The sequence below is a fragment of the Shewanella sp. 1CM18E genome (assembly GCF_023161665.1).
Taxonomy (GTDB): Bacteria; Pseudomonadota; Gammaproteobacteria; order Enterobacterales; family Shewanellaceae; genus Shewanella.
Window position 1 is genome coordinate 43,986 of the sequence record NZ_JALNTW010000005.1, and the last position, 24,157, is coordinate 68,142.

At 44.5% G+C, this 24,157-nt stretch carries 22 protein-coding genes; 12 read left to right on the forward strand and 10 right to left on the reverse strand.

The annotated features are described in order from the left end of the window. Positions 1-396 precede the first annotated feature (396 nt). A complete protein-coding gene (locus MSG37_RS08995; protein WP_248470288.1) occupies positions 397-2,055 on the forward strand; it encodes a methyl-accepting chemotaxis protein in 1,659 nt (552 codons plus the stop codon). Positions 2,056-2,128: 73 nt separating this feature from the next. Here MSG37_RS08995 and MSG37_RS09000 read toward each other — a convergent pair whose 3' ends face one another. Next, positions 2,129-2,356: a hypothetical protein gene (locus tag MSG37_RS09000; RefSeq protein WP_248470289.1), complete on the reverse strand. Its 228-nt coding sequence runs from the start codon at positions 2,354-2,356 to the stop codon at positions 2,129-2,131. A 169-nt stretch (positions 2,357-2,525) separates the two neighbouring features. Here MSG37_RS09000 and MSG37_RS09005 point away from each other — a divergent pair, with 169 nt between their 5' ends. Continuing rightward, complete coding sequence (locus MSG37_RS09005; protein WP_248470290.1) at positions 2,526-3,533, forward strand: helix-turn-helix domain-containing protein; 1,008 nt, start codon at positions 2,526-2,528, stop codon at positions 3,531-3,533. 38 nt (positions 3,534-3,571) lie between these two features. Here MSG37_RS09005 and MSG37_RS09010 read toward each other — a convergent pair whose 3' ends face one another. From MSG37_RS09010 to MSG37_RS09025, 4 genes are all read right to left on the reverse strand, one after another. Then, positions 3,572-3,802, reverse strand: coding sequence for a hypothetical protein (locus MSG37_RS09010; RefSeq protein WP_248470292.1), 231 nt, complete (start codon positions 3,800-3,802; stop codon positions 3,572-3,574). Positions 3,803-3,880: 78 nt separating this feature from the next. Continuing rightward, complete coding sequence (locus tag MSG37_RS09015; protein ID WP_248470293.1) at positions 3,881-5,023, reverse strand: ABC transporter permease; 1,143 nt, start codon at positions 5,021-5,023, stop codon at positions 3,881-3,883. 24 nt (positions 5,024-5,047) lie between these two features. After that, entirely contained in the window at positions 5,048-5,782 is a 735-nt protein-coding gene (locus MSG37_RS09020; protein WP_248470294.1) for an ATP-binding cassette domain-containing protein, read from the reverse strand. Positions 5,783-5,792: 10 nt separating this feature from the next. Then, on the reverse strand, positions 5,793-7,349 hold the full coding sequence (locus MSG37_RS09025; protein WP_248470295.1) for an alpha/beta fold hydrolase: 1,557 nt from the start codon (positions 7,347-7,349) through the stop codon (positions 5,793-5,795). A 90-nt stretch (positions 7,350-7,439) separates the two neighbouring features. Between MSG37_RS09025 and MSG37_RS09030 the strand changes: the two genes are divergently transcribed. From MSG37_RS09030 to MSG37_RS09050, 5 genes are all read left to right on the forward strand, one after another. Further along, positions 7,440-7,814, forward strand: a complete 375-nt coding sequence (locus tag MSG37_RS09030) for a GntR family transcriptional regulator (protein WP_248470296.1) — start codon at positions 7,440-7,442, stop codon at positions 7,812-7,814. Between the two features lie 43 nt (positions 7,815-7,857). Further along, positions 7,858-8,700 (forward strand): ABC transporter ATP-binding protein, encoded by an 843-nt coding sequence (locus tag MSG37_RS09035; protein WP_248470297.1) that lies wholly within the window; start codon positions 7,858-7,860, stop codon positions 8,698-8,700. Beyond that, on the forward strand, positions 8,697-9,998 hold the full coding sequence (locus tag MSG37_RS09040) for a hypothetical protein (RefSeq protein WP_248470299.1): 1,302 nt from the start codon (positions 8,697-8,699) through the stop codon (positions 9,996-9,998). Before MSG37_RS09035 ends, MSG37_RS09040 begins: the two co-directional genes overlap by 4 nt. A 290-nt stretch (positions 9,999-10,288) precedes the next feature. Then, complete coding sequence (locus MSG37_RS09045) at positions 10,289-12,085, forward strand: long-chain fatty acid--CoA ligase (protein ID WP_248470300.1); 1,797 nt, start codon at positions 10,289-10,291, stop codon at positions 12,083-12,085. 542 nt (positions 12,086-12,627) lie between these two features. After that, complete coding sequence (locus MSG37_RS09050; RefSeq protein WP_248470301.1) at positions 12,628-13,032, forward strand: thioesterase family protein; 405 nt, start codon at positions 12,628-12,630, stop codon at positions 13,030-13,032. 26 nt (positions 13,033-13,058) lie between these two features. On the opposite strand, the gene MSG37_RS09055 is transcribed toward MSG37_RS09050, so the two are convergent. Next, positions 13,059-13,307 carry a GNAT family N-acetyltransferase gene (locus tag MSG37_RS09055; protein WP_248470302.1) on the reverse strand — a complete coding sequence of 83 codons (249 nt, stop codon included), beginning with the start codon at positions 13,305-13,307 and terminating at the stop codon, positions 13,059-13,061. Between the two features lie 9 nt (positions 13,308-13,316). Further along, positions 13,317-13,745 (reverse strand): thioesterase family protein, encoded by a 429-nt coding sequence (locus MSG37_RS09060; RefSeq protein WP_248470304.1) that lies wholly within the window; start codon positions 13,743-13,745, stop codon positions 13,317-13,319. A 103-nt stretch (positions 13,746-13,848) separates the two neighbouring features. Between MSG37_RS09060 and MSG37_RS09065 the strand changes: the two genes are divergently transcribed. After that, complete coding sequence (locus MSG37_RS09065) at positions 13,849-14,598, forward strand: DUF4344 domain-containing metallopeptidase (RefSeq protein ID WP_248470306.1); 750 nt, start codon at positions 13,849-13,851, stop codon at positions 14,596-14,598. Between the two features lie 99 nt (positions 14,599-14,697). Then, positions 14,698-15,648: a hypothetical protein gene (locus MSG37_RS09070; RefSeq protein ID WP_248470308.1), complete on the forward strand. Its 951-nt coding sequence runs from the start codon at positions 14,698-14,700 to the stop codon at positions 15,646-15,648. A gap of 82 nt (positions 15,649-15,730) precedes the next feature. Here MSG37_RS09070 and mtnC read toward each other — a convergent pair whose 3' ends face one another. Next, positions 15,731-16,411 carry an acireductone synthase gene (mtnC, locus tag MSG37_RS09075; protein ID WP_248470309.1) on the reverse strand — a complete coding sequence of 227 codons (681 nt, stop codon included), beginning with the start codon at positions 16,409-16,411 and terminating at the stop codon, positions 15,731-15,733. 331 nt (positions 16,412-16,742) lie between these two features. Between mtnC and MSG37_RS09080 the strand changes: the two genes are divergently transcribed. Beyond that, positions 16,743-17,903 (forward strand): alpha/beta hydrolase-fold protein, encoded by a 1,161-nt coding sequence (locus MSG37_RS09080; RefSeq protein ID WP_248470310.1) that lies wholly within the window; start codon positions 16,743-16,745, stop codon positions 17,901-17,903. 85 nt (positions 17,904-17,988) lie between these two features. Here the strand turns inward: MSG37_RS09080 and MSG37_RS09085 are convergent, their stop codons facing one another. Beyond that, positions 17,989-19,035, reverse strand: coding sequence for a murein transglycosylase domain-containing protein (locus MSG37_RS09085; protein WP_248470311.1), 1,047 nt, complete (start codon positions 19,033-19,035; stop codon positions 17,989-17,991). A 1,230-nt stretch (positions 19,036-20,265) separates the two neighbouring features. After that, entirely contained in the window at positions 20,266-21,492 is a 1,227-nt protein-coding gene (gene hutI, locus MSG37_RS09090; protein ID WP_248470312.1) for an imidazolonepropionase, read from the reverse strand. Positions 21,493-21,655: 163 nt separating this feature from the next. Between hutI and hutC the strand changes: the two genes are divergently transcribed. Beyond that, on the forward strand, positions 21,656-22,360 hold the full coding sequence (gene hutC, locus MSG37_RS09095) for a histidine utilization repressor (RefSeq protein WP_248470314.1): 705 nt from the start codon (positions 21,656-21,658) through the stop codon (positions 22,358-22,360). 95 nt (positions 22,361-22,455) lie between these two features. Next, complete coding sequence (hutU, locus tag MSG37_RS09100) at positions 22,456-24,120, forward strand: urocanate hydratase (protein ID WP_248470315.1); 1,665 nt, start codon at positions 22,456-22,458, stop codon at positions 24,118-24,120. The last annotated feature ends 37 nt before the right edge of the window (positions 24,121-24,157 follow it).

Sequence of the window (24,157 nt, forward strand, 5' to 3'; positions counted from 1 at the left end):
GCTAATTCAGCGCGAATTGGGTATCTAACTTGGCACTATGCCTATCTAGTCTTTGTCAGAATTCGCAATTTAATCATAAGCATTTTTATAGTTATTAGGTGTTTAACATTCTTGGACTTTTGAGTCATTTTGGCTTTGCCCTTGGGTAATCCAAAGTGGATTCGGTTATTTTGGTTATTCTTTGGGCTTTTATGACTAAAGAGATATAAATCCTTTCACCAATTTGAGCTTTTTTCTTAGTGTGAACTATCGCCAAATAACGCTTTATTAGCCTTTTATATTTTTTCACAAACTTTTATATCGCTCAGGTATGAATATCTCAATAATTTAACAACTTATGTTCTATTCTGGGGCAAATTTGTGCTTGTGCATTGGTAAAGTATTCGGAGTAGTAAAATGGATTGGCTAGCTTCATTAAGTATTAAACGAAAGCTAATGGCGGTAATGCTAGTATTTGGTATGGCGGCATGTGCGATTTTGGTTGATGTTGTGTACAGCACTCAAGATGTAGAACAACGTTTCGATGAATATGATCAGGCGGCGGTAAACAGCCAGAAATATTTGCTCTCAATTAACCGCGATATGAATTACGTATCACGACTATCACGCAGCATCATGCTCGGTGATGATTTCGCTAAAAACTACGGCTTACTCGAAACCCGTATTCAAGATATTTATAGCCATTTTGAAGGCTTAGACTTAGCCATTAACGCAATTAATAATCAGGCAGAACGTCAGAATATTCGTCAGCGAGCCGACCTATCTCAGCAAGCAACCGAGGCATTCTTGGAAGATGGCCGTCAACGCATGTTAGCGCTAAAGTCGGTTGATCGTACTCCTGAAGTATTGCAAGTCGCTTGGGTTGAATACAGCAAAGGCGCTAGCCCATTTGCTAATGAAGCAAGACGCACTTTCCGCGATTTAACCGATGCCGAACAGGTATTGCGTACTCATATCCAAGCAGAAGCGCTTGATGCACTAGCTTCTATGCGTATGCAGCTATTTGCGATTACCTTCTTCGCGTTTTCTCTTGGTGGTTTGATTCTATTCTTTGTGTCGCGTGCCATTTTAAGTTCAATCGAAAGCATGAAGCAGTCTATCGTCACTATTCAGGCCGATTCAGACCTTACCCGTAGAATTGATATTACGAGTAAAGATGAATTGGGCCAGCTTTCACGTTCATTTAACCTGATGTTAGATAAGTTTCAAACGAGTCTATTAAGCGTGGCTGAAACGTCTAGCTCATTGGCTGATTCTTCTCGCGGTATGGCTGTAACTACCGCTGATGCGGCTATATCTGTTCAGACCCAGCGAGATGAGTTGGAAATGGTTGCCACCGCAATGAATGAGATGACAGCAACAGTTGTGGAAGTGGCTAAAAATGCTAACGACGCCGCAGACGCAGCAGTGCAAACTGACACTCAGTCTCAAGCTGGTTTACAAGTAGTGAATAATACAGTGCAAGCGATTGAGGGCTTAGCCGTTGGTATTGAGCGTGCAGCGCAAGTGGTTAAAGAGCTTGAAGATGACAGCAATCAAATCGGCTCTATTTTAGATGTAATCAAAGGCATTGCAGAACAAACTAACTTATTAGCATTAAATGCGGCAATCGAAGCTGCGCGCGCGGGTGAACAAGGTCGAGGGTTTGCCGTGGTTGCCGATGAAGTCAGAACGTTAGCGAGTCGCACTCAAGAATCCACTGAAGAAATTCAGCGCATGATTGAGAAGTTGCAAGGCGGTGCTAAATCAGCAGCCGATGCGATGACTGATAGTCGCCAATATGTTGATGACAGTGTAAGTCATGCCCGCAGTGCAGGCGAAGTACTGCAAAGTATTGCCAAAGCAATAGCAACGATTACCGACATGAATACCCAAATTGCAACTGCGGCAGAAGAACAAAGCACGGTTTCTGAGGAGATTAATACTAATATCGTCAACATTAGTAATGCTGCTGAGCAAACTGCAGAAGGCACCAATATTAGCTCTAAAGAGGGTGAGAACTTAGCTGTTATGGCCCAACGTTTATCGGTACTGGTACAGGAGTTTAAAATCTAGTGCTCAGTTAAGTACACCAAGTCAGCTGGTTAACATCTGGCGATAGCTTGTTAATCGACGATTACTCAAGCCGCTAGCGAATGCTCGCGGCTTTGTTGTTTTTAATTGCGATTAAATACGCACTGTAGCCGCTTAATAACCCCAGACTAGGGAGCACGATAAAGTGACCAAATAGATTGGGTTCAATATTGAAATTTAGCCACACAAGTAGGCTCCAGCTAAGCGCTAAGTAACCTAAGCTTAATAGTCGATTGGTTACGGTTTTCTTATTACTGACCTTTGAATGAGTGTTGTTTCTCATTGTTGTACTCCTTTATTCCTGCGACATAAGTGATGCGCCGAATCAATAATCCTTCCAATGTTGATTAGTATAAAAACTGGACAACTGAGCTTTAAGTGTCATTATTGACAAAATAAAGGTGATAAATGACAGTCGGTATTTGCAATGCGTGACTGTAAAGGGAGAAGTGATGAAGCGAATAGTGGTTCTGGCAGCCGATAATGCAGTTGCAGGTGGGATCTTAAGCTTTATGGACGTGTTTAGCTTTTGTAATACTTACTGGAAAGTGACTCATCCTAACGCCGACGAAGTGCTATTCGAGTGTGCAATTATCTCGCCTAATGGTAAGCCAATAAACAGCGACTACCATGTTGTGCTGCCTGTGATCCCCCATGATGAGGCTGAGCATTATCTTAGCCATGCAGATGCTGTGGTGGTTGCATCGGCTACCATTACAAATCGACAAGAGTTTAATGCGTATATGCAGGACTTTAAGCCTCATTTAGATACGCTACGCAAGTTTGCAACCACGGGGAAACCGGTAGCCGCTTATTGCTCTGGCACTTTAATGCTGGCGGCATCAGGATTGCTGGATGACAAAAAGGCCACTTGCGTTTGGTGGTTGGCAGAGCTGTTTAAGCGCAGTTTTCCTCAGGTAAAACTCTGTAGTGAACACCTTGTGATGAATGACGGTGAGTTTTATACCGCGGGGGCGACCAGCGCTAATTTGAGTTTGGCTTTACAGTTAGTGCATAAGCTGGCTGGCGAGCAAATAGCAACGCAAATGGCCAAGGTGTTGTTAATCGATCCTAATCGCACCTCACAACAAGCATTTGTCACATTAGCTGCCGACCCTAAGCACAAAGATGAATTAGTTAAACGCATTCAAGACTGGATGCAGTTGCACTTACAAAGTCATATGCAGTTAGATGATATAGCCGATAAATTTGCTGTGGGAAAACGCACGCTTATCCGCCGCTTTAAAAAAGCCATCAACGAAACACCGGCTAGCTATATACAAAGGCTTAGGATTGATGAGGCGAAGAGGTTACTTGAAACTACAGAGTTGGCGGTTGAACAAATAGTTGCACTAGTTGGCTATGAAGATGTGAGTTCGTTTAGAAAATTGTTTATGCAAATAACCAGTTTAACGCCGCGTGCCTATCGGCAAAAATTCAATACTCATGACTGCTGCTAACATCAGGTTAGCACTATGAGTATTGGGGCTGTGTAGATTTATAACGCGTTAATTTGCGACTTTAGCTCATAGCTATTATCGGTAACGATTTTCTCAAGCACTTGTACGCGTTGTTCTAAACGTTTGTTTTGCTTACGCAGCAGCTCTAACTCGTTGTTGGTGATCTCTGAGCTGGTGATTTTACGTGACTTTAAATAGTGCTTAAACGCTTCACCTCCCGTGGCAATCGCAACAATAGCCACAATCAGTACAATCATAGGGATATCCATAATTTGCTCCTTTGTTAGATAACCTAGTGTTAGCTTAGCGGCACAGACTCTGCCGCTAAGCTCAGTCGATTTGGTGAGTTACAAACCAAACACAATCTTCTCGCTCTTCAGTGATTTTTGCATGCCAATAGCAAGGCCAATGGCAATAGCTAATGTGAACGCTGATGACACTGCGATTTGAGTCAGTGGTAGTTCACGGCCTTTAATAAATTCAATCAATGCCTGCATTTGCCCTGAGATCGGCAACCATTGGATAGCTTCAGGGGCAATGTTATAGCTGGCTGCCATGGCTAGCATCATAGGTACCATCAACACGATAGTGATGTATGACTGCGCTTCTTTAAAGCTCTTAGCCATAAAGGATACAAACAGCTGTAAGCAAGCTGCCATAATGGCTACCGGTAAACCCACAAGCAGCATCATTACAATAAAGCTGCTGTTAACGCTCACGGCAAAACCGAGTTCTTGCCAAGGCACAAAGCTGTAGGCGACTTTAGAGATAAGCAAGGTGAGTATTAAGCCGACCATGGCAAAAATAGTTACCGCAGTGATTTTAGCAATCACAATTTCCCAAGTTGATACCGGGTGGCTTAGCAATAGTGCCAATGAATTACGTTCTCGTTCACCGGCGCTGGTATCGATTGCTAGGTTCATCCCAGAGATAAATACCGCATAAATCATGGTCATGGTGGCAAGACCTAAAATCATGCCCGCTTTTGAGTCCGGAGTGGCTTCATCTTCCACATTGACTTTAATTGGCTGCATAACGCGGGGGTCAATACCACGGGCAATGAGGCGCAAACTGCCCATTTCTCCGCTATAGGCTTGCAAACTTCTTTCTAAACGACGAATAGAGTTTTGCAGTTTTTCATTAGAGGCATCGGCGATTAGGGTGACTTCAGCGCTGAGTCCTTTTGCCATATTCGCAGCGTAGTCATCACTAATAATTAGTTGGATTGCCTTGGTGTCTTTAGCATCGCTGTCGCCGTGGGTAATGCCGCGGCTAGAAAGAAACTTAACTAGATCCGGTGCGCCCTTAGCATTATCAATCTTGATATTGAGATCTTCTGGGCTTGTTAGCTGACCGATCAACAAAAAGAACATGCCGCACATTAATAGTGGTGTACCTACCGCGTAATATAATCCCGCCATTACCGAGCGTTTATCTCGAGCTGCGTCGATAAGCTCTTTGCGGATCATTGAAATTATTTTATTACTCATGTTGAAATCCTTTTATCAGCCTAATTAGGCCGCAATGCCTTCGTCGGTACCAATTAATTGAATAAAGGCATCTTCAAGCGAGTCCTTTCCGGTTTGTTGGCATAGCGCATCAGGGCTGCCAACTGCGACCACTTTGCCTTCAGCCATTACAATCACTTGATCACAAAGCGCAGCCACTTCTTGCATCACATGGCTGGAAAACAGTACGCAGTGACCTTGGTTTTTGAGGTCGCGCAAAATATCGCGTAGCACTCGAGTGCTCATTACATCTAAGCCGCGAGTCGGCTCATCTAAAATGATATTGGTTGGCTGGTGCACTATGGCTTGCGCTAAAGCGGTTTTCATTCGCTGGCCTTGGGAAAAGCCTTTGCATTGGCGGTCGGCAATATCAGCGAGATGCAATTTATCTATCACGCTGCTGGTGGCAAGCTTAGCCTCTTTGCGAGATAAACCATAGAGTTCGGCAAAATAGCTAATGTATTCCCGCGGGGTCAAACGCTCATACAGACCAAATGGATCTGGGAACAACCCCAGTTGTTGTTTAGCTGCAACGGGAGATTTGGCGATATCGATTCCGTCAATTTCAGCAACACCTTGGTCTGGTTTTAATAACCCAAATATGGTGCGCAAACAGGTGGTTTTCCCCGCGCCATTAGGGCCGAGTAGCCCGGTAATTTGGCCGTCTTGTGCTGAAAAGCTTAAATCATTCAGCGCCTGCACATCTCCGATGCGTTTTGATAAATTCGATACTTGTATCATTTGGGTTTCCTTACTGATTCAGGGCTGTTTGTTCGTCTGGCGTTGAAGCATCATCACTGGGGATCGCCTCTACTGTGCTGGCGTTAAGATAAAAATTACGACGAATATCTTCACTTAAACACGCTGCATCTAACTCAACTACCGAGCCTGTTTCGACGAGATCGGCGATCAAGTCGTTACCACATGATTGATAAGCCACACCATGAGTCGCATAAGGCGCTACAAAGTGTTTGGCATTGGTCAGCTTTTCCATGGCTAGCTCGCCCCAACTTGGTGGCGTTGCGGGATCGAGTTCACCCGATAACAACAAGGTTGGAATATCGCTGGCAATTGCATCGCTAAAATTGGCATCTACTGCTGGCATATTCCACACGGCACAAGACTCGGCAAAAGTTTTTAGCATCTCATGACCAAAGTAACTTTGATTGGTTTGCTCACGCAGTTCCGGGGTTAGACGTTGCCAGTCTTCACCACATACCACTGATGCATGCATACCCATTGCGATCCCTGCATTATCCATACTCATGGCATACAGGCCGGTGATAGGTTGAAAGTTGCCATTAGCTGCTTGATGGATGGCATGGGGAATAAGCGAACGCGTGGCTGGCGAATACAAGGCCATGCGCAGTGCACCTTTGAACTTACTGCGGGTCATTGTCAGCTTAGTGGCTTCACCGGTTAATGGGTCGGGAACTAGGCTAATTTGCGGCGCTTGGGTTAATTCTGCATCAACTTTATCCAGATCCGCTTTTAAGTCTGGAAACTGCTTATGGCATAACTCGTTATTACTACAATCTTCAATCAATAAATCGAATGCACGAGCGATAGCGTTACCTATGGCTAATACGCTTTGCTGCATAGGCACGACACCATCAAGAGTGACGGTTGCCAGGCTTTCAGGATAGTGACGCATATAAAGCTGCGCCATACGCGTACCGTAAGACACACCGTATAAATGCAGTTTTTGGTAGCCTAAATGGGCGCGTACCGCTTCAAAATCTTTTAGCGCATTTAGGCTGCCGTATTGAGTGACATCGGCATCGAGCTCATCTAAACACTTTTGGGTTTCTACTCGGGTATCAAAAAGGCTTTCATCAATTGCTAGCGCACTGTCAAATGCGTCACCGACACATTGCAGCGGATTTGATTGGCCGGTGCCGCGTTGGTCGATAAGAATAACATCTTCAGTTTGGCGCACTTTAGTGAGCATGCGATCAAAGCCTTGGGCATTTTCAATCGCTGATTGACCTGGGCCGCCAGCAATGGCGAGTAGGGCCGCTTGTTTGTTACTTGGCTTAGTGGCAGGCATTACCACGTAATGAATTTGGATCTGCTTACCATCTGGCTTGGCATAGTTCTCAGGCACTGAAATAGCGCCGCACTGCATCTGCTCTGACAGGCCATCGACATAACAAGCTTGTTGCGTGCTGGCCGCATTGGTTTCTTCGGCGTGAACTGCAAGGGGGATCATGCCCACAGCCATTAATATGGCGGCGCTGGCGGACTTATGGCGCCAAAGCACAGGTGAAATCTGTGCGCGTAATTGAGAGTACATTCCATGAAGCATGATACTGATTCCTTTTTGCAATTTAGCGTATCTATGTTAACTTTGTACTGTATCGGTGTATCAATGTATTAATACAGTGACTAAAGGCTAATGTTAGAACTACTAAATGTCAACCCCAGCAGCGGTGAACCCATTTATCGACAATTAAGCGAGCAAATCGTACGTTTGATTGTGGGTGGCCAACTACAAAGTGAACAGGTTTTACCGTCAGTACGGCAAATGGCTGAACACTTAACGGTAAACCCAATGACGGTGTCGCGTGCTATCCAGCAATTAGTCGAGCAAGGTTGGCTAGAGCGCCGCCGAGGCCAGCCAACCCGTGTGGCACAAAGAGCGCAAAATGAATCCGATAACAGTAGTCAGTTATTACTCGCACCTGTCGATGCGCTAATTAAACAAGCGCAGCAGTTGGGTATTGATCTCGATGGATTAAAACAGCTTTTAGGAGAACGCTGGCAAAAATAAGCCGGATCTCGCTAGGATAAGTAAGACGAAAGGACAAGTTTCGATGGAGATGAATCAAACAGCGACTTTGGCATTTAGTCAGGTCAGCAAGCAGTTTGAACAGCAAACAGCACTCGATGATCTAAGTTTGCAGCTTTACCCAGGTATGGTTGTGGGTTTATTGGGGCAAAATGGTGCCGGTAAATCAACCTTGATGCGCTGTGCATTAGGCATTATCGAGCCTAATGTTGGTGAGGTAAGCGTGCTCGGTAGCTCCGTAAAAGAGCTAAGCTCTGAGCTTAAAACTCAAATAGGCTATGTACCTCAGCAGCCTTTTGGCTACGAGGGTTTTACTGTTGTTAAAGCTCTCGACCTGCATCGCAGCTTTTATCCTGATTGGGATAGGGCGTTAGAAACTGAGTGGCTGCAACGTTTCGACTTAGATCCCAAACAACAAGTACAACGCTTATCTGTTGGTCAGCGCCAATCACTCGCATTAATCATGGCGATGTCATATCGGCCAAAATTGCTTATTTTAGATGAACCTGTCGCCAGCTTAGACCCTATTGCGCGTCGCAAATTTATGGCGGATCTATTTGATTTAGCCCTCGAGTCAGGTTCTTGTGTGCTGTTTTCCTCTCATATCACTTCCGATCTCGAACGCGTAGCCAGTCACTTGGCCTTGCTGAAACAAGGCAAGTTAGTGCTATTTAAAGAAATAGATGCGCTGCGAGAACAAGTAAAGTTGCTGACTCTGGCTGAGGAGGCGCAGTTACCAGAGGAGTTACAGGTTCTTAATAGCCAAGGCAATAAAGTGCTGGTGGATAATTTTAAGCAAGATTTCACCGGTTTAATTAGGGCTGAATCACTTAACCTAGAACAGCTATTTATGGAGTTACATTCATGAGCTGGGCCCATATCCGCTCAGGCGCTTGGTTAAAAGGCTGTATACGTCTGTGGTTATTTGATCTTGGTTGCGTAAGTTTTCTGGGTGTTGCCTTACTTGGCTTAGTCATGGTGCTAGGGTTACCTTTAATATTGCCCGCTGATGCGCAGAAAAAAGTCGATACCTTAGTTTTGCTGATGAATATGTCTATCGGCTCTATCTGTATTGCTATTGGTTGGCAAATGAATCGGTTAGCGGCGACTGAATGGGCAAACATAGTGCCGCAATATCGGCTTAATGTGATGCTGCAAGCTGCCGCTTTGTTATTGTTGATGCTGAGTGTGGTGGGCGGCTTTTTTATTGCCTATGACGCATTCGATAAAATTACTGAGTCGTTAATAAGTTTACTACTAGGCCTGAGCTTTTTATATTTCAGCTTAGCGAGAAAAAATGCGTTTCATTTTTCGTTTTTCTTGTATATCTCACTGCCAATGCTGCCTTATATAGAGCAAACCTTGCCTCAGGGGGCAACTATTGTATTAGTGCTGTTAAATTTGGCGCTAATGCTGCTAGTTAGTCAAAAAATGATGGGATTAACTTGGAATAACAAGGCTCGTTCAGTGTACCTAAATGGCTTAGAGATGGGCTGGATTTGGTTACCATCGCCACGTTCAATGGCTTTGCTAAACCGAATAGAACGTAGTCTGCACCCTGCTAATTACTTTATTGGTCCTGTGTTTAGTATGTTGTTATTGCTTATGCCATTAACAACATTGCTGCTGGCTGGTATTGGTCATTATTATGCGGTTGAGATCCCTGTGCTGGTTTTTCTCGTGCAATTTAACTGTATTTTATGTGGTATGTTGCACTGGAGTCGCATTCAGCGATGGCGTGCGGTTGAGAGCCTATATGTACTGCCGGGATTTGATGGTAAGCAGGGCATGATTAACGCGTTTATGCAGGCGCAATATCGTTTGCTGGTTATTTTGGTGATTAGCATGATAATTACCGCGAGTATCGTTAGCCTGTTGGATCAGAGCATTAACTTGTCTGTTTGGTTGCACATGGTATTAACTACCTTGTTTGCTTGTGCAGCGACTTTAGGTTTAGGCTCTATGTGTCGTAACTCAATACAGATCTCAGGACTTATCTTTTTGATTGGCTTGTTATCCGGCTGGAGCTCTGTTGGCATGTCATCGGCAGAACAAACGCAAGTATGGGGTCTTGTTGCTTGGGATCTATTATTTTTACTCTTATCGATTGCTTTATTGTGGCGCGCAAAACAGTGTTTATGGCGTGAAGATCTACTGAGTCGATAAGTTTAATTGTGGATATTAGCGTGCAATTTTGCAAAATGATTAAAAATTAATCTAAATTGTTGCGTGAATAATCACAGTCAAAATGTACAGCTGTTAATAAATTATTTGTTTTTTAATTAAGATACTTAGCTTAAAAGATTAGTTGTTAAATATGGGCCGTCAACCTCTCAGGACGGCCTTTTTTTGTGTATTAGTTAACAGAAATAGAGCAAAAACTCTTAGTGTTTATAGATTCTTCGAGTAAACTTGCGCCAAAGCGGAACACTTGTAAGCTAAAAGGTAGCTATTTTATGTCGCTCGAGCAATACCACGTAGTACGATTAATACAACAACAAAGCCAAGCACTTGGCGATGCGATTGCGCTCGAAGGATTTGAAACGCTAGCGCCATGGCACCAAGTGAGCTGGTCTCAATTTGACGTTATTACGTCTAAAATTGCACGCGTGTTGATTCAGTTCGGTATTGAATCACAAGATCGTGCAGTGATCCTGTCGCAAAACTGCCCACAGTGGACTTGTGCTGACTTAGGCCTATTAAAAGCTAAAGCTGTGGTTGTGCCTATTTACCCAACTAGCACCATTGAGCAAGCCTCTTACATTGTTAACGATGCGGCTGCAAAACTGATATTTGTTGGTGACGCTGAGCATTATGCGATGGCGTGCGACTTAGTGAGCCAGTGTGACAGCTTGACTAAAATTGTGGTGTTCAATAAATCTGTAGAACTACAAGACTCACAAAATCATTTCTATCTCGATGACTTGCTTGCGCAAGAAACTGATTTAGCGGCAGACGCTGAACTTGAAAAGCGCCTAGCAGCGTTTGATTTAGATGACTTGCTAACCCTTATTTATACTTCGGGCACCACGGGCGATCCAAAGGGCGTCATGCTGGATTATCGTAATATCGCCTCTATGGTGCGCCAGCACGATAACTTCTTGCCATTTACACCGGGTGATGTGTCGTTAGCATTCTTACCATTAAGTCATGTATTTGAGCGTGGTTGGAGCTTCTACGTATTATCACGTGGTGGCCATAACGTTTATCTTTCTAACCCAATGGCAGTGAAAGAAGCGATCGTTCAAGTGCGTCCACATACGCTTTGTGTGGTGCCACGCTTTTTAGAAAAAGTGTACAGCGCAGTACAGGATAAAGTGATTAAAGCGCCAGAGATGCGCCAGAAGATGTTTACTTGGGCGATGTCTGTTGGTCATAAGCAATCTGAAGTTGGCCAAGGTCGTCATAAAGCTTCAATCGGCTTGAGCTTACAGTGGAAGCTCGCAAACAAACTTGTATTCAGTAAGTTAAAGCAAGTATTAGGTGGTCGTCTTAAGTTTATGCCTTGTGGCGGTGCTGCATTGGATCCAAACGTTAGTGCTTTCTTCCAAAGCATTGATGTGCCAGTTTTATGTGGTTACGGTATGACCGAAACAACAGCAACTGCGACTTGTAACACTTTGGCTAACCGAGTGCCTGGCTCAAATGGCCAAGCTATTCCGGAAGTGGAAATTAAGCTAGGTAAAGACAACGAGATTCTAGTGCGTGGCGATACCGTCATGCGTGGTTACTACAATCGCCCACAAGAAACGGCTGAAGCATTTGAAGATGGCTGGTTAAAGACCGGTGATGCTGGTCGTATGGACGAAAACGGTAACTTATTTATTACCGACCGTATTAAAGAGTTGATGAAAACCTCAAACGGTAAGTACATTGCACCGCAACGTGTTGAAGGTAAAGTTGGCTGCTGTCCATTCATCGAGCAAGTGGCTATTGTTGCTGATGCGCGTAACTATGTAACGGCACTGATTGTACCGGCATTTGAATCATTAGAAGCGTGGGCAAAAGAGAAAGGCTTAAGCTATGAGTCGCAAATTGAATTGCTGCGCCACTCTCACGTAGTTGAACATTTTGAGCAGCGCCTTAAAACACTACAAAGTGAGCTTGCTGGCTTTGAAAAGATTAAGAAGTTCACCTTGTTACCCGATGCGTTTTCAATGGAAGCGGGCTTAATCACGCCAACTATGAAGCTTCGTCGTAAAGTGATTTACAACAAGTACGCACGTGAAATCGACAAAATGTATAGCCGTTAATATTGGCTTGAAGATGTTGATAGAAAGGGATGCTTAGCATCCCTTTTTTATGCCGTTCTTTATTTTCTGAAATCTGTTGGTATTTATATCAGTGGAATAGTTTTACCAATCAGTATAAGAATTTGATTAACTCAGAACGATTTTTGGCAAACTAATTCAAGACGAATAGCTGCAATAATGGTTATTCCCTTATAAAGCTATTCAACGCAGAAGTAGGCAGCCAAAAACGTTCCAGAATGGCGAGTTTTAGCGATTCTGATGCTGTGACTCTTAATAAACAAAGAGGGAGCTTGAACCTAGTTCAACTATGCTCTTCACTCGTTGCGAGCTGCATGGATGCAGCGAATGTCATTAAAGCTGGAGCACTTAATGACCTTGCCTCAAAACCGCTAAACTCTCGCTGAGTGACTAAATGTTTATACTGATTGGTATTAGCTGCCATCAGTGAATGATAGATTGAGGGTTAAGGGCTTCTCTGTATGTCATTTATCGGTAGAATGAGCCAAGACAAATTGAAAATAATAACAATAAGGATATCCCCCATGTCTGAAACCGCATTTCACCTAACCCTACAACCAAGATTTTGTGAAACAGACGCCCTAGGACACATCAATAATACAGTTATCCCTGTGTGGTTTGAGGCCGCTCGGGAGCCAATCTTTAAGATATTTAATCCGGCGCAAGACTTGTCTAAATGGAACTTAATTGTGGCGGGTTTTACCATTGGTTTTAATGCGCCGACTTATTTTGCCAGCGATGTTGAAGTGAAAACTTGGGTCAGCCGTATCGGTAATAGCAGCTTTGAGCTGACTCAAAGCTGCTGGCAAAACGGTAAAAAAACTGCAGAAGCGCAAACCACTATGGTGCATTACGATTACGCCAATGAAAAAAGCCAACCTTTAAGCGCTGAAATCAAAGCTCAGCTAGCCTTGCTTACTGGCGAGTAACTAATTTAAAACATCAACGCGAGCTGCTAGGCTTTAGTTAAAAACTTTTCAACGTACCAGCAGCTTGCTTCAATTTTATAATCGGCGGCTTTAGCCCATTGTAAACCATGGCGCACTAACTTCTCCGCTAAGCCTTTGCCACGTAACTCTGGCGGTACATAGGTATTATTAAAGTTGCAGCTATCATCATAAAGCTCGTAGGCTAGTACTGCTTGAGCCCCATCGAGGTTAATAACAAAGCGGCTTTCATCTGCTAGGTGAATCACTTCTGACATGTTGGACTCCTAAGCTTGCTCATAAGTTTTTAGGGCATCAATAAGCTCAGGCGTAAGGGCTGCTTTTTGGCCTGTTTTAAAGTTAAACATCACCACCTGCGAACTACCCACAGTTGTAACTGCTTGCTGGCTTTGGCTATAAACACTGTAATGCATCATAAACCGGTCATCTTTAATGTCACTGATATTCACCCCAACGGTTAAGGTATCCGGAAAAGTTACTGGTCGTTTATAGCGGGCTTGGTTTTCGCTTATCACTGGACCAACGGCGGTTTTTTGTAGTTCATCAAGTAAGTTTATTTGATTGAAAAAATCGATACGTGCGGTTTCAAAATAGCGAAAATAAACCACATTATTAACGTGTTGCAGGGCATCCATTTCACCCCATGCCACCACAATTTGGGTGTTAATCGGGAATTGCTTGAGAAAGTTGTCCATAATAATCTCTAGTAGGTTTGCAGTTATTTAAACGGGTGTTTAACTTTTAGCCAGCATAACAGCATGTCTACCCAGCAACAAGCTAGGTTAAATAAGGAAAGTCATGAGCAAGGTATTAAGGATTTTAGGATTTATATGTGGTTTGAGCTTGGCTTATAGCGCACAAGCGGCTGTAACCAATCAGTTTATTGAGCCCCAGACTCGACAAGAGGTACAAGCGTATCGCCTGATTAAAACGATTGAGCCGCAAATTCAGCAGCTTTATCTAGCGTTGCCGATGCAAGCAAAGCTCACTGCGGTTTATGGTGCGCAAGACGGGCCGCTGTTTGATCCTGAACTGATGCAGATCCAAGTGCCTTACCATTTTGTTAGCGAGGTACTGAACCGCTTTACCAAGGATCAATATCAACAAACTGGGGTCACTCCAAAGCAAGCCACTAAAGATGCGTTACTGCATACATTGGGGCATGAGTATGGCCACGCTTATATTTATGCCAACGAGGTGATAGTGCTTGGTCGTGAAGAAGATGCAGTCGATACCTTAGCGACCTTACTATTGATAAACGCTTTTGAAGAGGGCGCTGAAATTGCATTGAGTGCAGCCGATCTGTTTGCCCTTGAAGATGAAGAGATCGACGAGTTAGTTGAAGATGATTTTAGTGCTGAGCATAGCCTAGATGCACAACGCTACCATGCAACATTATGTTTGATTTACGGCAGTGATCCTCAGAAGTATGCTGGGTTATTGGCGGATTCAGCGCAGAGAGAAGATAGGGCGGCAATGTGCGAGCAAGAGTATGACCGTCAAAGCGATAACTGGGATAGATTAACCAGCAATGATTTGACTCAATAAGCGGACTCTTAAGTTAAAGCTCGCCTTGATAGTGTTGGTAAATTGTTAAAAAGCATTTATTGTAAAACGCAGTTTCAATTGCATGGACTCGCAACTTCTATGGCGGCAACAAAAATAATAAAAATGCCAGCGGCACTGATAACGATAGCGACTTCGTTTAAGTGCTTTTATCAGCAAACGATGGAGAGTTTTGCTCAAAAGTTGTCAATATTGACCTTTGCTCAATACCTCTATTTATTTGCATTTCTAATCGCTATTTTCTCAGACTCTTTTTCTTGGGTAGCCGCAATAACAGTGTTGGCGCTAGCAATAGAGCTACTACCGCTATTTGAGCGTATTTGGCATAGCTTACTGGGTAAGGCTGTGTTGTTACTGTTTTATGCTGTAGTGGCTAATTTTGCATTGAGCTGGGCAGGTGGTGTTGTTAATGATGTTATTGGCGTGTCGGCCGCACACTTTGCTTACACCCATAATTTGGCGATTTTGCTGTATATCCCAGTATGGTTTGTGTTTATTACAGCGTTGCTGATTTTAGCTGCGCAAATGCTAGTCCCATTTTATTTTTTGCTATTTATTATGCTAAAACCTTTGGGAGTGGCGTTACCAAAGTTAACCGAAAATCCCCATTTTAGAAAAACCACTTGGGTACTGAGGTTAATGTTAGCAACTGGCCTATTGGTGCATTTAGTTCTGTATATCCTGCCTGAGCTTGAGGGACAAGTGTTAAAGAAAAACTTAACTTCAGATGTTTCAGTCGGCATTGAGCAACCTTTGATTACGGTTACTGCTGATGCTGATAATGCGGAGTCAGATTTTCAAGATGAGTATTTGCAAACTCGCCATAAATATCAATCCTCTGTAAGGAAAATGATCGCCTTATTTGCATTTGAGTTTGAAGCTGACAGTAAGTCCCGCTGCCAAAAGGATATTAGCTCAAGGGTCGTTGAATTGAATGACTATGAAATCGTGGAGATCTTTCGCGATGCTACCGAAAAAAATGGTTTTCGTTTTGAAGTGAAAAAGTGCATTTCTCCCGCTTTTCCAGCTTAATGCAAGGCAACAAAAAAGGGCCTTAAAGGCCCTTATTCATTACAATCACCTGATATTGTAATCAACTGATATTGTAATCAACTTAATCGATAGTTAGCTCACTAAAGCTGCTAATGGTTCTGAAGTCACCGGTGCGCTGGCTGTCATCACGTACCATCTGCACTACGTTTAAACCTGCTTCGCTAGCCGCTTTCAGTTCTTCTAATACATCAGACACAAACAAGATTTGCTTCGGGCTTAAGCTAATCGTATTCACGATATTGCAGTAAGCTTGTTTGAAGCGCTTATTACCAGTGCGAGTATCAAAGTGACCGTTAAATTTGTCAGTTAAATCGCCAGCGTCGCTGTGGCTAAATAGTAGTTTTTGCGCATCGACAGAACCCGATGAGAAGCTGTAAACGCGTAAGCCTTGTTGCTTATAACCGTCTAATGCTTCGATAAAATCAGGGAAGATATGACCCTTAAACTCACCTTGAGCGTAGCCTTGTTTCCAGATCAAACCTTGTAAGGTTTTTAGTGGTGTGGCTTTACGATCTTCAGCAATCCACTGTAGTAAGATTTCAGTCACGCGAGCAAGATCGGCATCAGGCTCAAGTGCTATATCTTGCACATCACAAATACAGTTATCTACTAGTACATTGTGTTGATTGGCTTCAAGAAAGCTTGCTAATTCCTTTGCTGAGTAAGGAAAAAGTACATCTTCAATAAAGTTAAGATCGGTAGTCGTACCGGCTGTATCTACAACGATGGCTCTGATACCCATAATATTTGCTCACTCCGCAATGTACATTGTACCAATCGTACTGATTCCACTTGATTGGTTATTCTAATTAGTCGAGATCTGTTATTGCTCAGATCCTAAGCTGAATTACCCGCTTTGGCTAGTGTAATCGCGCCTCAGTTTGTACTAAATTTTCAGTTTTTAGTGACTTTATAAAGCTTTGCAACCAATACTGGCAAAAGTTACTGAGTTATAACTTAAAAGTCAGCTTTTTATACACAGTAAAGTCACTATTGGCACTTGATACAGAGTTGTCGAGTCAAGATTCAACTGTTAGCTTGTGTAATTGGTTTAGCAATTCAAGGAATGAAAAGTGAAAAGAATAGCCATTTTAGCCAGTATGCTACTGCAACTGATAAGTGCAGAGGTATTTGCCGCGCAACAACAGCATGCCGATAATACGCAGTTATTAACAGTCAATTCGAGCTTAATTGAAAAGGCTGACTTTGTGGTGACCTTGCCACCTAGCTATGGCAAAAAGCCTGATAAACAATATGTAGTGCTATTCGATTTTCACCCTCGAAGCCACGCTTTACTTGCTGGTATGCATGACTGGATGAGTCATAACGGTGATTGGCCTTGGTTAGAGACGATTATCGTCACCGCGCCTGACGGCCATCAAGGGTTAGGGGAATTAAAAACCTTAGCTATTGAGGAGCAAGGTAATCAAAAACTATTGGATTACTTTGAGCGTGACCTGTTGCCCGCTATCGACAAACAATACCGCACTAATGGCTTTCGGATTTTAAACGGCTTTACCGGTAATGCAGGGCTTGGCCTGTATACCTTGATCAATCGTCCCAGTCTGTTTAATGCCTATTTTGTGGCAAGCCCAGTGCTCAGTAAAGATTTTGCTTATGTCATTAAGGATGCACCGAAAAAGCTTGCTACTATGCAAGGTAAGCCGCGATTCTTGTTTATGAGTACTAGCGACAGCGGCTTTGAGCAGCGTCAACTCGCATCGTTTGCTCAGATGGAAGCGATTGTTAAAGCTAATGCCAATGAGACTTTGGATTATCGCATCAAGCGTTTTGACGGCAGTTACTATATGACTCAGCCGGTGCTGGCTGCAGCTTACGGTATTGAAGCCTTATTTGATGATTACCATCAAGTGTTAGCAGCAGATTCAGAGATTTCAAAGCAAGGACCGGCAGCAGTTTTAGCTCATTACCAGTTTTTATCTGAGCAGAAATACGGTTTTAAAGTGCCTGCAACTGGCTCACTGATAAAGCTAGGTAACTCCTATCTTGAAACCGAGCCTAGTAAGGCGGTTGAAGTGTATAAAGTGGCGATTACAGACGACGCCAAAGCCTATACAGCCTATGATGCGGTTGCAGGTGCTTACCAAAAAATGGGGGAAATGGAGTTAGCGATAAAGTATCAAGCCTTAGCACTGGATATTACCGATCACCCTTTTTATCAGAATAAGTATGCTAAGAAATTGTCTAAGCTTAAGCAGCAGAGCAAGTTTTAACAGGTTCTGATTTTTTAGAGTAGAGCTTTGCTACTAACAAAAACGATAGTCTTGTGGCTATCGTTTTACGTTTAGTTAAACCCAGCTATAGATACTTCTTCTGTCGACTACTGACCTTTTTCAAGTAGTTACGAGTTTCTTCTCGGTTGTGACGATTAGTCAGAAACCAATAAAACTCGCTAACGGTCATCTTATTAATTCGCGCTAACGCTTTGGTGCGATTGCCACGCGAGTCTAAGCTCTTCCACAGGTTACCCGCACCGCCGTTATAGCTTGAGATCACCGCATATTCGCGTTTTTTAGGGTGAGTGATCCCCTTAAGGTAACGGCTTGAGAGGATCTTTAAATAGCCTGTGCCTACCTCAATATTTTTCGCCGGATCATAAAGGTAAGCCGATGACGGCGTATGTTTATAACCTTGGATTAAATTGAAGTAATCGCGCCCAGCGGTATTGGCCTTAATCTGCATTAAACCAAGCGCATTAGAGCGTGAACGCGCCAGCGGGTTAAACGAGCTTTCAGTCTCGATAATTGCCATGATCAAATCGGTACTAATACCATGTTTACGACTGGCACTGCGGGCGTAATTAATATACTTATTACCGGCAATTGTGGTGTGCTCTTTCACCATGTGGATCGCCACTTGAAAGCGTGAATTGCTGCGTTTGCTCTTGCTGACTAAGTAGTCTGCATAACGTGATGCGCGCCATTCAAACTCAATGGCTTTACCGTCTCTATCGAGCACTTGCCCCCAAAAGAACGGCTTCTTCTTTTTGCTGATTAAGCCAAAGTCTTCAGCGGTTTGCGCATCAATAACAGTTGGATCAATTTGGGTTAATAGCACCTGTACCACAGCCTCTTTAAGCTGCGCTTTAGTGCGGGTTTCTACCAAGATCAAACCTCGTTTAAAGTCGACATAAGTGGAGGCTTGTTCGGTGTCTTTATACACCAAAACCGATGGCACGATTGGCCTTGAGTAAGAGTCTTGCCCCTGATATTCCAATAGCAGCGCTGCAACATCGTCTTCGTAATCGTTTAAGTCTAAAACACTACTAGCATTGGCGAAGCTAGCGAGTGTTATCGCAATTATGCTGCAGAAAATGATAACGAGTTGGCAGAGGTATTTAGACATTTATCAGAGGGTTAGGTTTGGTATGTTTTGATTATACCTTGATTGACTATGTGCCACATAGTTGAGTTTTTTGGTTAGACGTTGTCTAACAACTAGTTCTTATCAGGCTACGCCTGACTTAATGCAATCAAACTTCGTTTGATAATTATTTATGGGCTTCGCCCACCTTTAAGCAATCAAGCTCCGCTTGATAAAGGTCGTGAGCTTCCAGCTCACACTCGGGCAAAAGGGGGACAACAGCTTCCCCCTCTTGCATCACCCTAGCCGCCCCTACGAAGTTGTTGATCCTCAGTCATTTTCGAAAATCGCTATCGCCTCACATTCGCCATCCCTGGCTCACCTGAGGCTATCTCGGCATCCATGCCTCGCTCACGCGATTTACTTCAATGACCTCGGCAACTCCGATGGGGAACCAGTGTTTCCTGTAACTGTTGAGTTGATATTGGTCGTGCTGTGTCTTTGTATTTTTCTTTTTGTATGCCGAACGCAGAGGTTAAAATTTGTGCTTTTCTAACCTAGTGTAGATACGGCTTAGGCCTTCGAAAACATGGATGTTTTCGCAGAGCGGTCAGGGACGACGTAAAGCGTGCCTAAGAAGTGTCTGCACATACGCCGACCGCAGGTCATTGGCTGCATCAGATGTAGAAAGTCACAACAGAGGTGATTAGATACAAAAATCAGAAACAGTTAAGCTGCTGTACTTAAACGGCAGAAGCCACCATGGCCAAATGATTGTGCTTTTCTAATCCAGTGTAGATGCGGCTTAGGCCTTCGAAAACATGGATGTTTTCGCAGAGCGGTCATGGATGACGTAAAGCGTGCCTAAGAAGTATCTGCACATGTGCCGACCGCAGGTCATTGGCTGCATCAGATGTAGAAAGTCACAATAGAGGTGATTAGATACAAAAAGCAGAAACAGTTAAGCAGCTGTGCTTAATCGGCAGAAGCCACCGTAGCTAAATGATTGTGCTTTTCTAACCCAGTGCAGATGCGGCTTAGGCCTTTGATGACATGGATGTCATCGTAGAGCTTACATGGATGTACTTGCAGCGTGCCTAAGAAGTGTCTGCACATACGCCTGCTGCAGGCAATTAGCGGCATCTGATGCAGACAGTTACCTCTGAGGGAATTCGCAACATTGCAGCACAAAGCCACACCAAAAAGGTAAACACTGAGGCCAAACAGTAAGCCAAAAACGATGAAGCATGCCTCATCGCTCAGGCATTCCCACTATTGATGTACTAAGTGCCCATTCTTCACCACATCCACACAGGATGCTACACCATAGGTGTAAGCTAGCTCCGCTGGTGTGCTGATATTCCACATACAGAAATCGGCTGTCATGCCGACTTCAATAACCCCAACGTTATCTTCAATGCCCAAGGCTTTGGCGGCATTGCGGGTCATGCCTGCTAACGCTTCTTCTGGGGTTAAACGCAGTAAGGTACAGGCCATATTAAGCATTAATAGGCTTGAGCAAAGTGGCGATGATCCTGGGTTGTAATCGCTGGCAACTACCATAGGCACCTTGTATTTGCGCAGTAAATCGATAGGCGGGTGCTGGGTTTCACGTAAAAAGTAAAATGCGCCGGGTAATAGTGTGGCGCAGGTACCACTTTCGCTCAGGGCTTTTACGCCGTCTTCATCTAGGTATTCAATGTGATCAACTGACTTAGCGCCTAGCTTTGCGGCTAGCGCTGAACCACCCATGTTAGATAACTGCTCTGCATGCAGCTTGATTTGCAGACCTGCGGCTTTAGCGGCTGCAAGTACGCGTTCGGTTTGCTCAAGGTTAAAGGCGATATTTTCGCAAAACACATCCACAGCATCGGCAAGATCTTCGGCAATGACTTTCGGCAGCATCTCGTTGATCACTAAGTCGACGTAGGCGTCACTATCATGTTTATATTCTGGTGGAATCGCATGTGCGCCTAAAAAGGTGGTTTTCACATCTACATGGTGATGCTTGCCTAGCTCACGGGCAACCCGCAAAATCTTCAGTTCTGTGTCGATATCTAAGCCGTAACCTGACTTGATTTCTACCGTGGTAACTCCTTCTTTAGCCAGTGCGTTCAGACGTTGACGACCAAGCTCGAATAGCTCAGCTTCATCGGCTTCACGACAGGCGTTAACGGTAGAAATAATGCCACCGCCGCTGCGGGCTATCTCTTCATAACTGGCGCCTTGCAGGCGCAGTTCAAATTCATTGGCTCGATTGCCGGCAAACACTAAATGAGTGTGGGCATCAATAAGGCCAGGGGTGATCCAGCCGCCTTTACCTTTGTAAATTGGTGTGGCGAATACATCAAACTCAGGCAGCTCACTGCGTTTACCTACCCAAGCAATTTTACCATCTTGAACCGCAAGAGCTGCGTCAGTAATTGCGCCGTAAGGCTCTGAAATATTTGGCGACATTGTAGCGATATTGATATCTATCCAGACTTGATCCCACGACATGATGCAGTTCTCTTTTTGGTTGCTTTTTGCTGTATAGGAATACTAACACTAAAAATAATTTGTGAGCTAGCTTGTATTTACTTGTATATACAAGCTAGGATTGTAGCCGAGTTTTTGAGCAAGTAAATAGTCAGTGACAGCTTTAGCTGCAACGGGATGGCCAATGGCGAAGCCAAAATTTGAAGAAATTAAGCAATATATTTTAGCGCAAATTGAGTCTGGCGAGTGGGCTGAAGACAGTCGGGTGCCTTCTGAAAACCAGTTGTCGGAACTATTTAGTTGCAGTCGCATGACGGCACGCCGTGCATTAACGGAGTTAACAGAGTCGGGTGTGTTAGAACGCTCTCAAGGCTTGGGGACTTTCGTTGCAGGGCTTAAAACTCAGTCCTCAATGATGGCAATTCGTAATATTGCCGATGAGATAAAAGACCGTGGCCATGGTTATAGCGTACAGCAAGTGTTGCTTACCCAAACTGTGGCAACAGGCGCGATTGCAATCGCATTGGGGCTTGAAGAGGGCAGCCAAGTGTTTCAGTCGGTGTTAGTGCATTGCGAACAAGGCACACCGCTGCAGTTAGAAGAGCGTTTTGTTAACCCTAGATTAGTGCCTGAATATTTAGACCAAGATTTTACCAAGCAAACTCCCCACGAATACTTGTCGATGGTGGCTCCGCTAACTGAGGCAAAGCACACCATTGAAGCCAAAATGGCTGATGTAGCTCAACTGGCGCTGCTGGAAATTGCCGCTGTTGAGCCTTGTTTACAGATCACTCGCCGCACTTGGTCGCGCCAAGGTGTGGTGAGTTTTGCACGTTTAGTGCACCCAGGAAGTCGTTTTAGATTAGGTGGTCATCTGACGTTTAGTTAGCGCCAGTTGCACAGCTCTTAGAGCAAAGCAGTAAATATAAAAGCTTCACAAGCAGATAAGAAAAACATAAAAACAAATTGAACGAGGTAGTACCGATGGATAAGAGACATGATCCGAGCCGCCGCATTATCGCGCCGACAGGAACCGAGCTTAGCTGCAAAAGCTGGCTGACCGAAGCCCCATTACGTATGTTGATGAACAACCTACACCCTGATGTGGCCGAGCGTCCTGAAGATCTAGTGGTTTACGGTGGTATTGGCCGTGCGGCCCGTGACTGGGAGTGCTACGACAAAATCGTTGAAGTACTGCAACGCCTTGAAGAAGATGAAACGCTGATGGTGCAGTCTGGTAAGCCGGTTGGCGTATTCAAAACCCACAGTAATGCACCACGTGTAATCATCGCTAACTCAAACCTAGTGCCGCATTGGGCTAACTGGGAACACTTTAACGAGTTAGATAAAAAAGGTTTGGCCATGTATGGCCAGATGACGGCGGGTTCTTGGATTTATATCGGCTCACAAGGCATTGTGCAAGGCACATACGAGACCTTTGTAGCTATGGCTAAGCAGCACTTTAATGGCTCATCTGCTGGCAAGTGGATCTTAACTGGCGGCTTAGGTGGCATGGGTGGTGCGCAACCGCTAGCTGGCACTATGGCGGGTTACTCGGTATTGACCTGTGAAGTGGATGAGACTCGCATCGATTTCCGTCTACGTACTCGTTATGTCGACAAGAAAGCCACTACCCTTGATGAAGCGTTGGCAATGATCGACGCAGCCAATAAGAGTGGCAAGCCTGTTTCTGTCGGTCTATTAGCTAACGCGGCTGACGTATTTGCCGAGCTAGTTGAGCGCGGCATTACCCCAGATGTGGTGACTGACCAAACATCGGCGCACGATCCGCTAAACGGTTACTTGCCGCAAGGTTGGACGTTAGAGCAAGCCATCGAGATGCGTAAAACTGACGAAGCGGCTGTGGTAAAAGCGGCGAAGCAGTCAATGGCGGTACAAGTTAAGGCAATGCTAGCGCTGCAAGCAGCAGGCGCGGCGACGACCGATTACGGTAACAACATTCGTCAAATGGCATTTGAAGAAGGCGTTGAAAACGCATTTGATTTCCCAGGCTTCGTACCTGCTTATGTACGTCCACTATTCTGTGAAGGTATTGGTCCATTCCGTTGGGCAGCGCTTTCTGGCGATCCTGAAGATATCTATAAGACAGACGCTAAAGTTAAAGAGCTTATTCCTGACAATCCGCACCTACATAACTGGCTGGATATGGCACGTGAACGCATTGCGTTCCAAGGTTTACCATCGCGCATCTGTTGGGTAGGTCTAAAAGACCGTGCTCGTTTGGCACTCGCCTTTAACGAAATGGTTAAAAGTGGCGAACTTTCTGCGCCAGTAGTGATTGGTCGCGATCACTTAGATTCTGGCTCTGTTGCTAGCCCGAACCGTGAAACAGAATCTATGCTTGATGGCTCTGATGCTGTATCAGATTGGCCACTAATGAACGCCCTGCTAAATACGGCAAGTGGCGCAACTTGGGTGTCGTTACATCATGGCGGTGGTGTAGGCATGGGCTTTAGTCAGCACTCAGGTGTAGTCATTGTGGCTGATGGTACTGATGACGCGGCAGCGCGCTTAGGTCGCGTGCTGTGGAATGACCCAGCAACAGGCGTAATGCGTCACGCTGATGCGGGTTACGATATCGCTAAAAATTGTGCAAAAGAGCAGGGTCTAGACCTGCCAATGCTATAAGCCGCTCATACCGAGCAGTATAACAATAAGAGGCATT

What these genes read in the sequence shown, in the direction of transcription:
- MSG37_RS09085 (WP_248470311.1), bottom strand. Translation starts at nt 19,035, where the DNA reads ATGTCTAAATACCTCTGCCAACTCGTTATCATTTTCTGCAGCATAATT.
- hutU (WP_248470315.1), top strand. Translation starts at nt 22,456, where the DNA reads ATGGATAAGAGACATGATCCGAGCCGCCGCATTATCGCGCCGACAGGA.
- MSG37_RS09020 (WP_248470294.1), bottom strand. Translation starts at nt 5,782, where the DNA reads ATGATACAAGTATCGAATTTATCAAAACGCATCGGAGATGTGCAGGCG.
- hutC (WP_248470314.1), top strand. Translation starts at nt 21,656, where the DNA reads ATGGCGAAGCCAAAATTTGAAGAAATTAAGCAATATATTTTAGCGCAA.
- hutI (WP_248470312.1), bottom strand. Translation starts at nt 21,492, where the DNA reads ATGTCGTGGGATCAAGTCTGGATAGATATCAATATCGCTACAATGTCG.
- MSG37_RS09035 (WP_248470297.1), top strand. Translation starts at nt 7,858, where the DNA reads ATGGAGATGAATCAAACAGCGACTTTGGCATTTAGTCAGGTCAGCAAG.
- MSG37_RS09070 (WP_248470308.1), top strand. Translation starts at nt 14,698, where the DNA reads ATGGCGGCAACAAAAATAATAAAAATGCCAGCGGCACTGATAACGATA.
- MSG37_RS09065 (WP_248470306.1), top strand. Translation starts at nt 13,849, where the DNA reads ATGAGCAAGGTATTAAGGATTTTAGGATTTATATGTGGTTTGAGCTTG.
- MSG37_RS09000 (WP_248470289.1), bottom strand. Translation starts at nt 2,356, where the DNA reads ATGAGAAACAACACTCATTCAAAGGTCAGTAATAAGAAAACCGTAACC.
- MSG37_RS09005 (WP_248470290.1), top strand. Translation starts at nt 2,526, where the DNA reads ATGAAGCGAATAGTGGTTCTGGCAGCCGATAATGCAGTTGCAGGTGGG.
- MSG37_RS09015 (WP_248470293.1), bottom strand. Translation starts at nt 5,023, where the DNA reads ATGAGTAATAAAATAATTTCAATGATCCGCAAAGAGCTTATCGACGCA.
- MSG37_RS09040 (WP_248470299.1), top strand. Translation starts at nt 8,697, where the DNA reads ATGAGCTGGGCCCATATCCGCTCAGGCGCTTGGTTAAAAGGCTGTATA.
- MSG37_RS09060 (WP_248470304.1), bottom strand. Translation starts at nt 13,745, where the DNA reads ATGGACAACTTTCTCAAGCAATTCCCGATTAACACCCAAATTGTGGTG.
- mtnC (WP_248470309.1), bottom strand. Translation starts at nt 16,411, where the DNA reads ATGGGTATCAGAGCCATCGTTGTAGATACAGCCGGTACGACTACCGAT.
- MSG37_RS09045 (WP_248470300.1), top strand. Translation starts at nt 10,289, where the DNA reads ATGTCGCTCGAGCAATACCACGTAGTACGATTAATACAACAACAAAGC.
- MSG37_RS09025 (WP_248470295.1), bottom strand. Translation starts at nt 7,349, where the DNA reads ATGCTTCATGGAATGTACTCTCAATTACGCGCACAGATTTCACCTGTG.
- MSG37_RS08995 (WP_248470288.1), top strand. Translation starts at nt 397, where the DNA reads ATGGATTGGCTAGCTTCATTAAGTATTAAACGAAAGCTAATGGCGGTA.
- MSG37_RS09010 (WP_248470292.1), bottom strand. Translation starts at nt 3,802, where the DNA reads ATGGATATCCCTATGATTGTACTGATTGTGGCTATTGTTGCGATTGCC.
- MSG37_RS09050 (WP_248470301.1), top strand. Translation starts at nt 12,628, where the DNA reads ATGTCTGAAACCGCATTTCACCTAACCCTACAACCAAGATTTTGTGAA.
- MSG37_RS09055 (WP_248470302.1), bottom strand. Translation starts at nt 13,307, where the DNA reads ATGTCAGAAGTGATTCACCTAGCAGATGAAAGCCGCTTTGTTATTAAC.
- MSG37_RS09030 (WP_248470296.1), top strand. Translation starts at nt 7,440, where the DNA reads ATGTTAGAACTACTAAATGTCAACCCCAGCAGCGGTGAACCCATTTAT.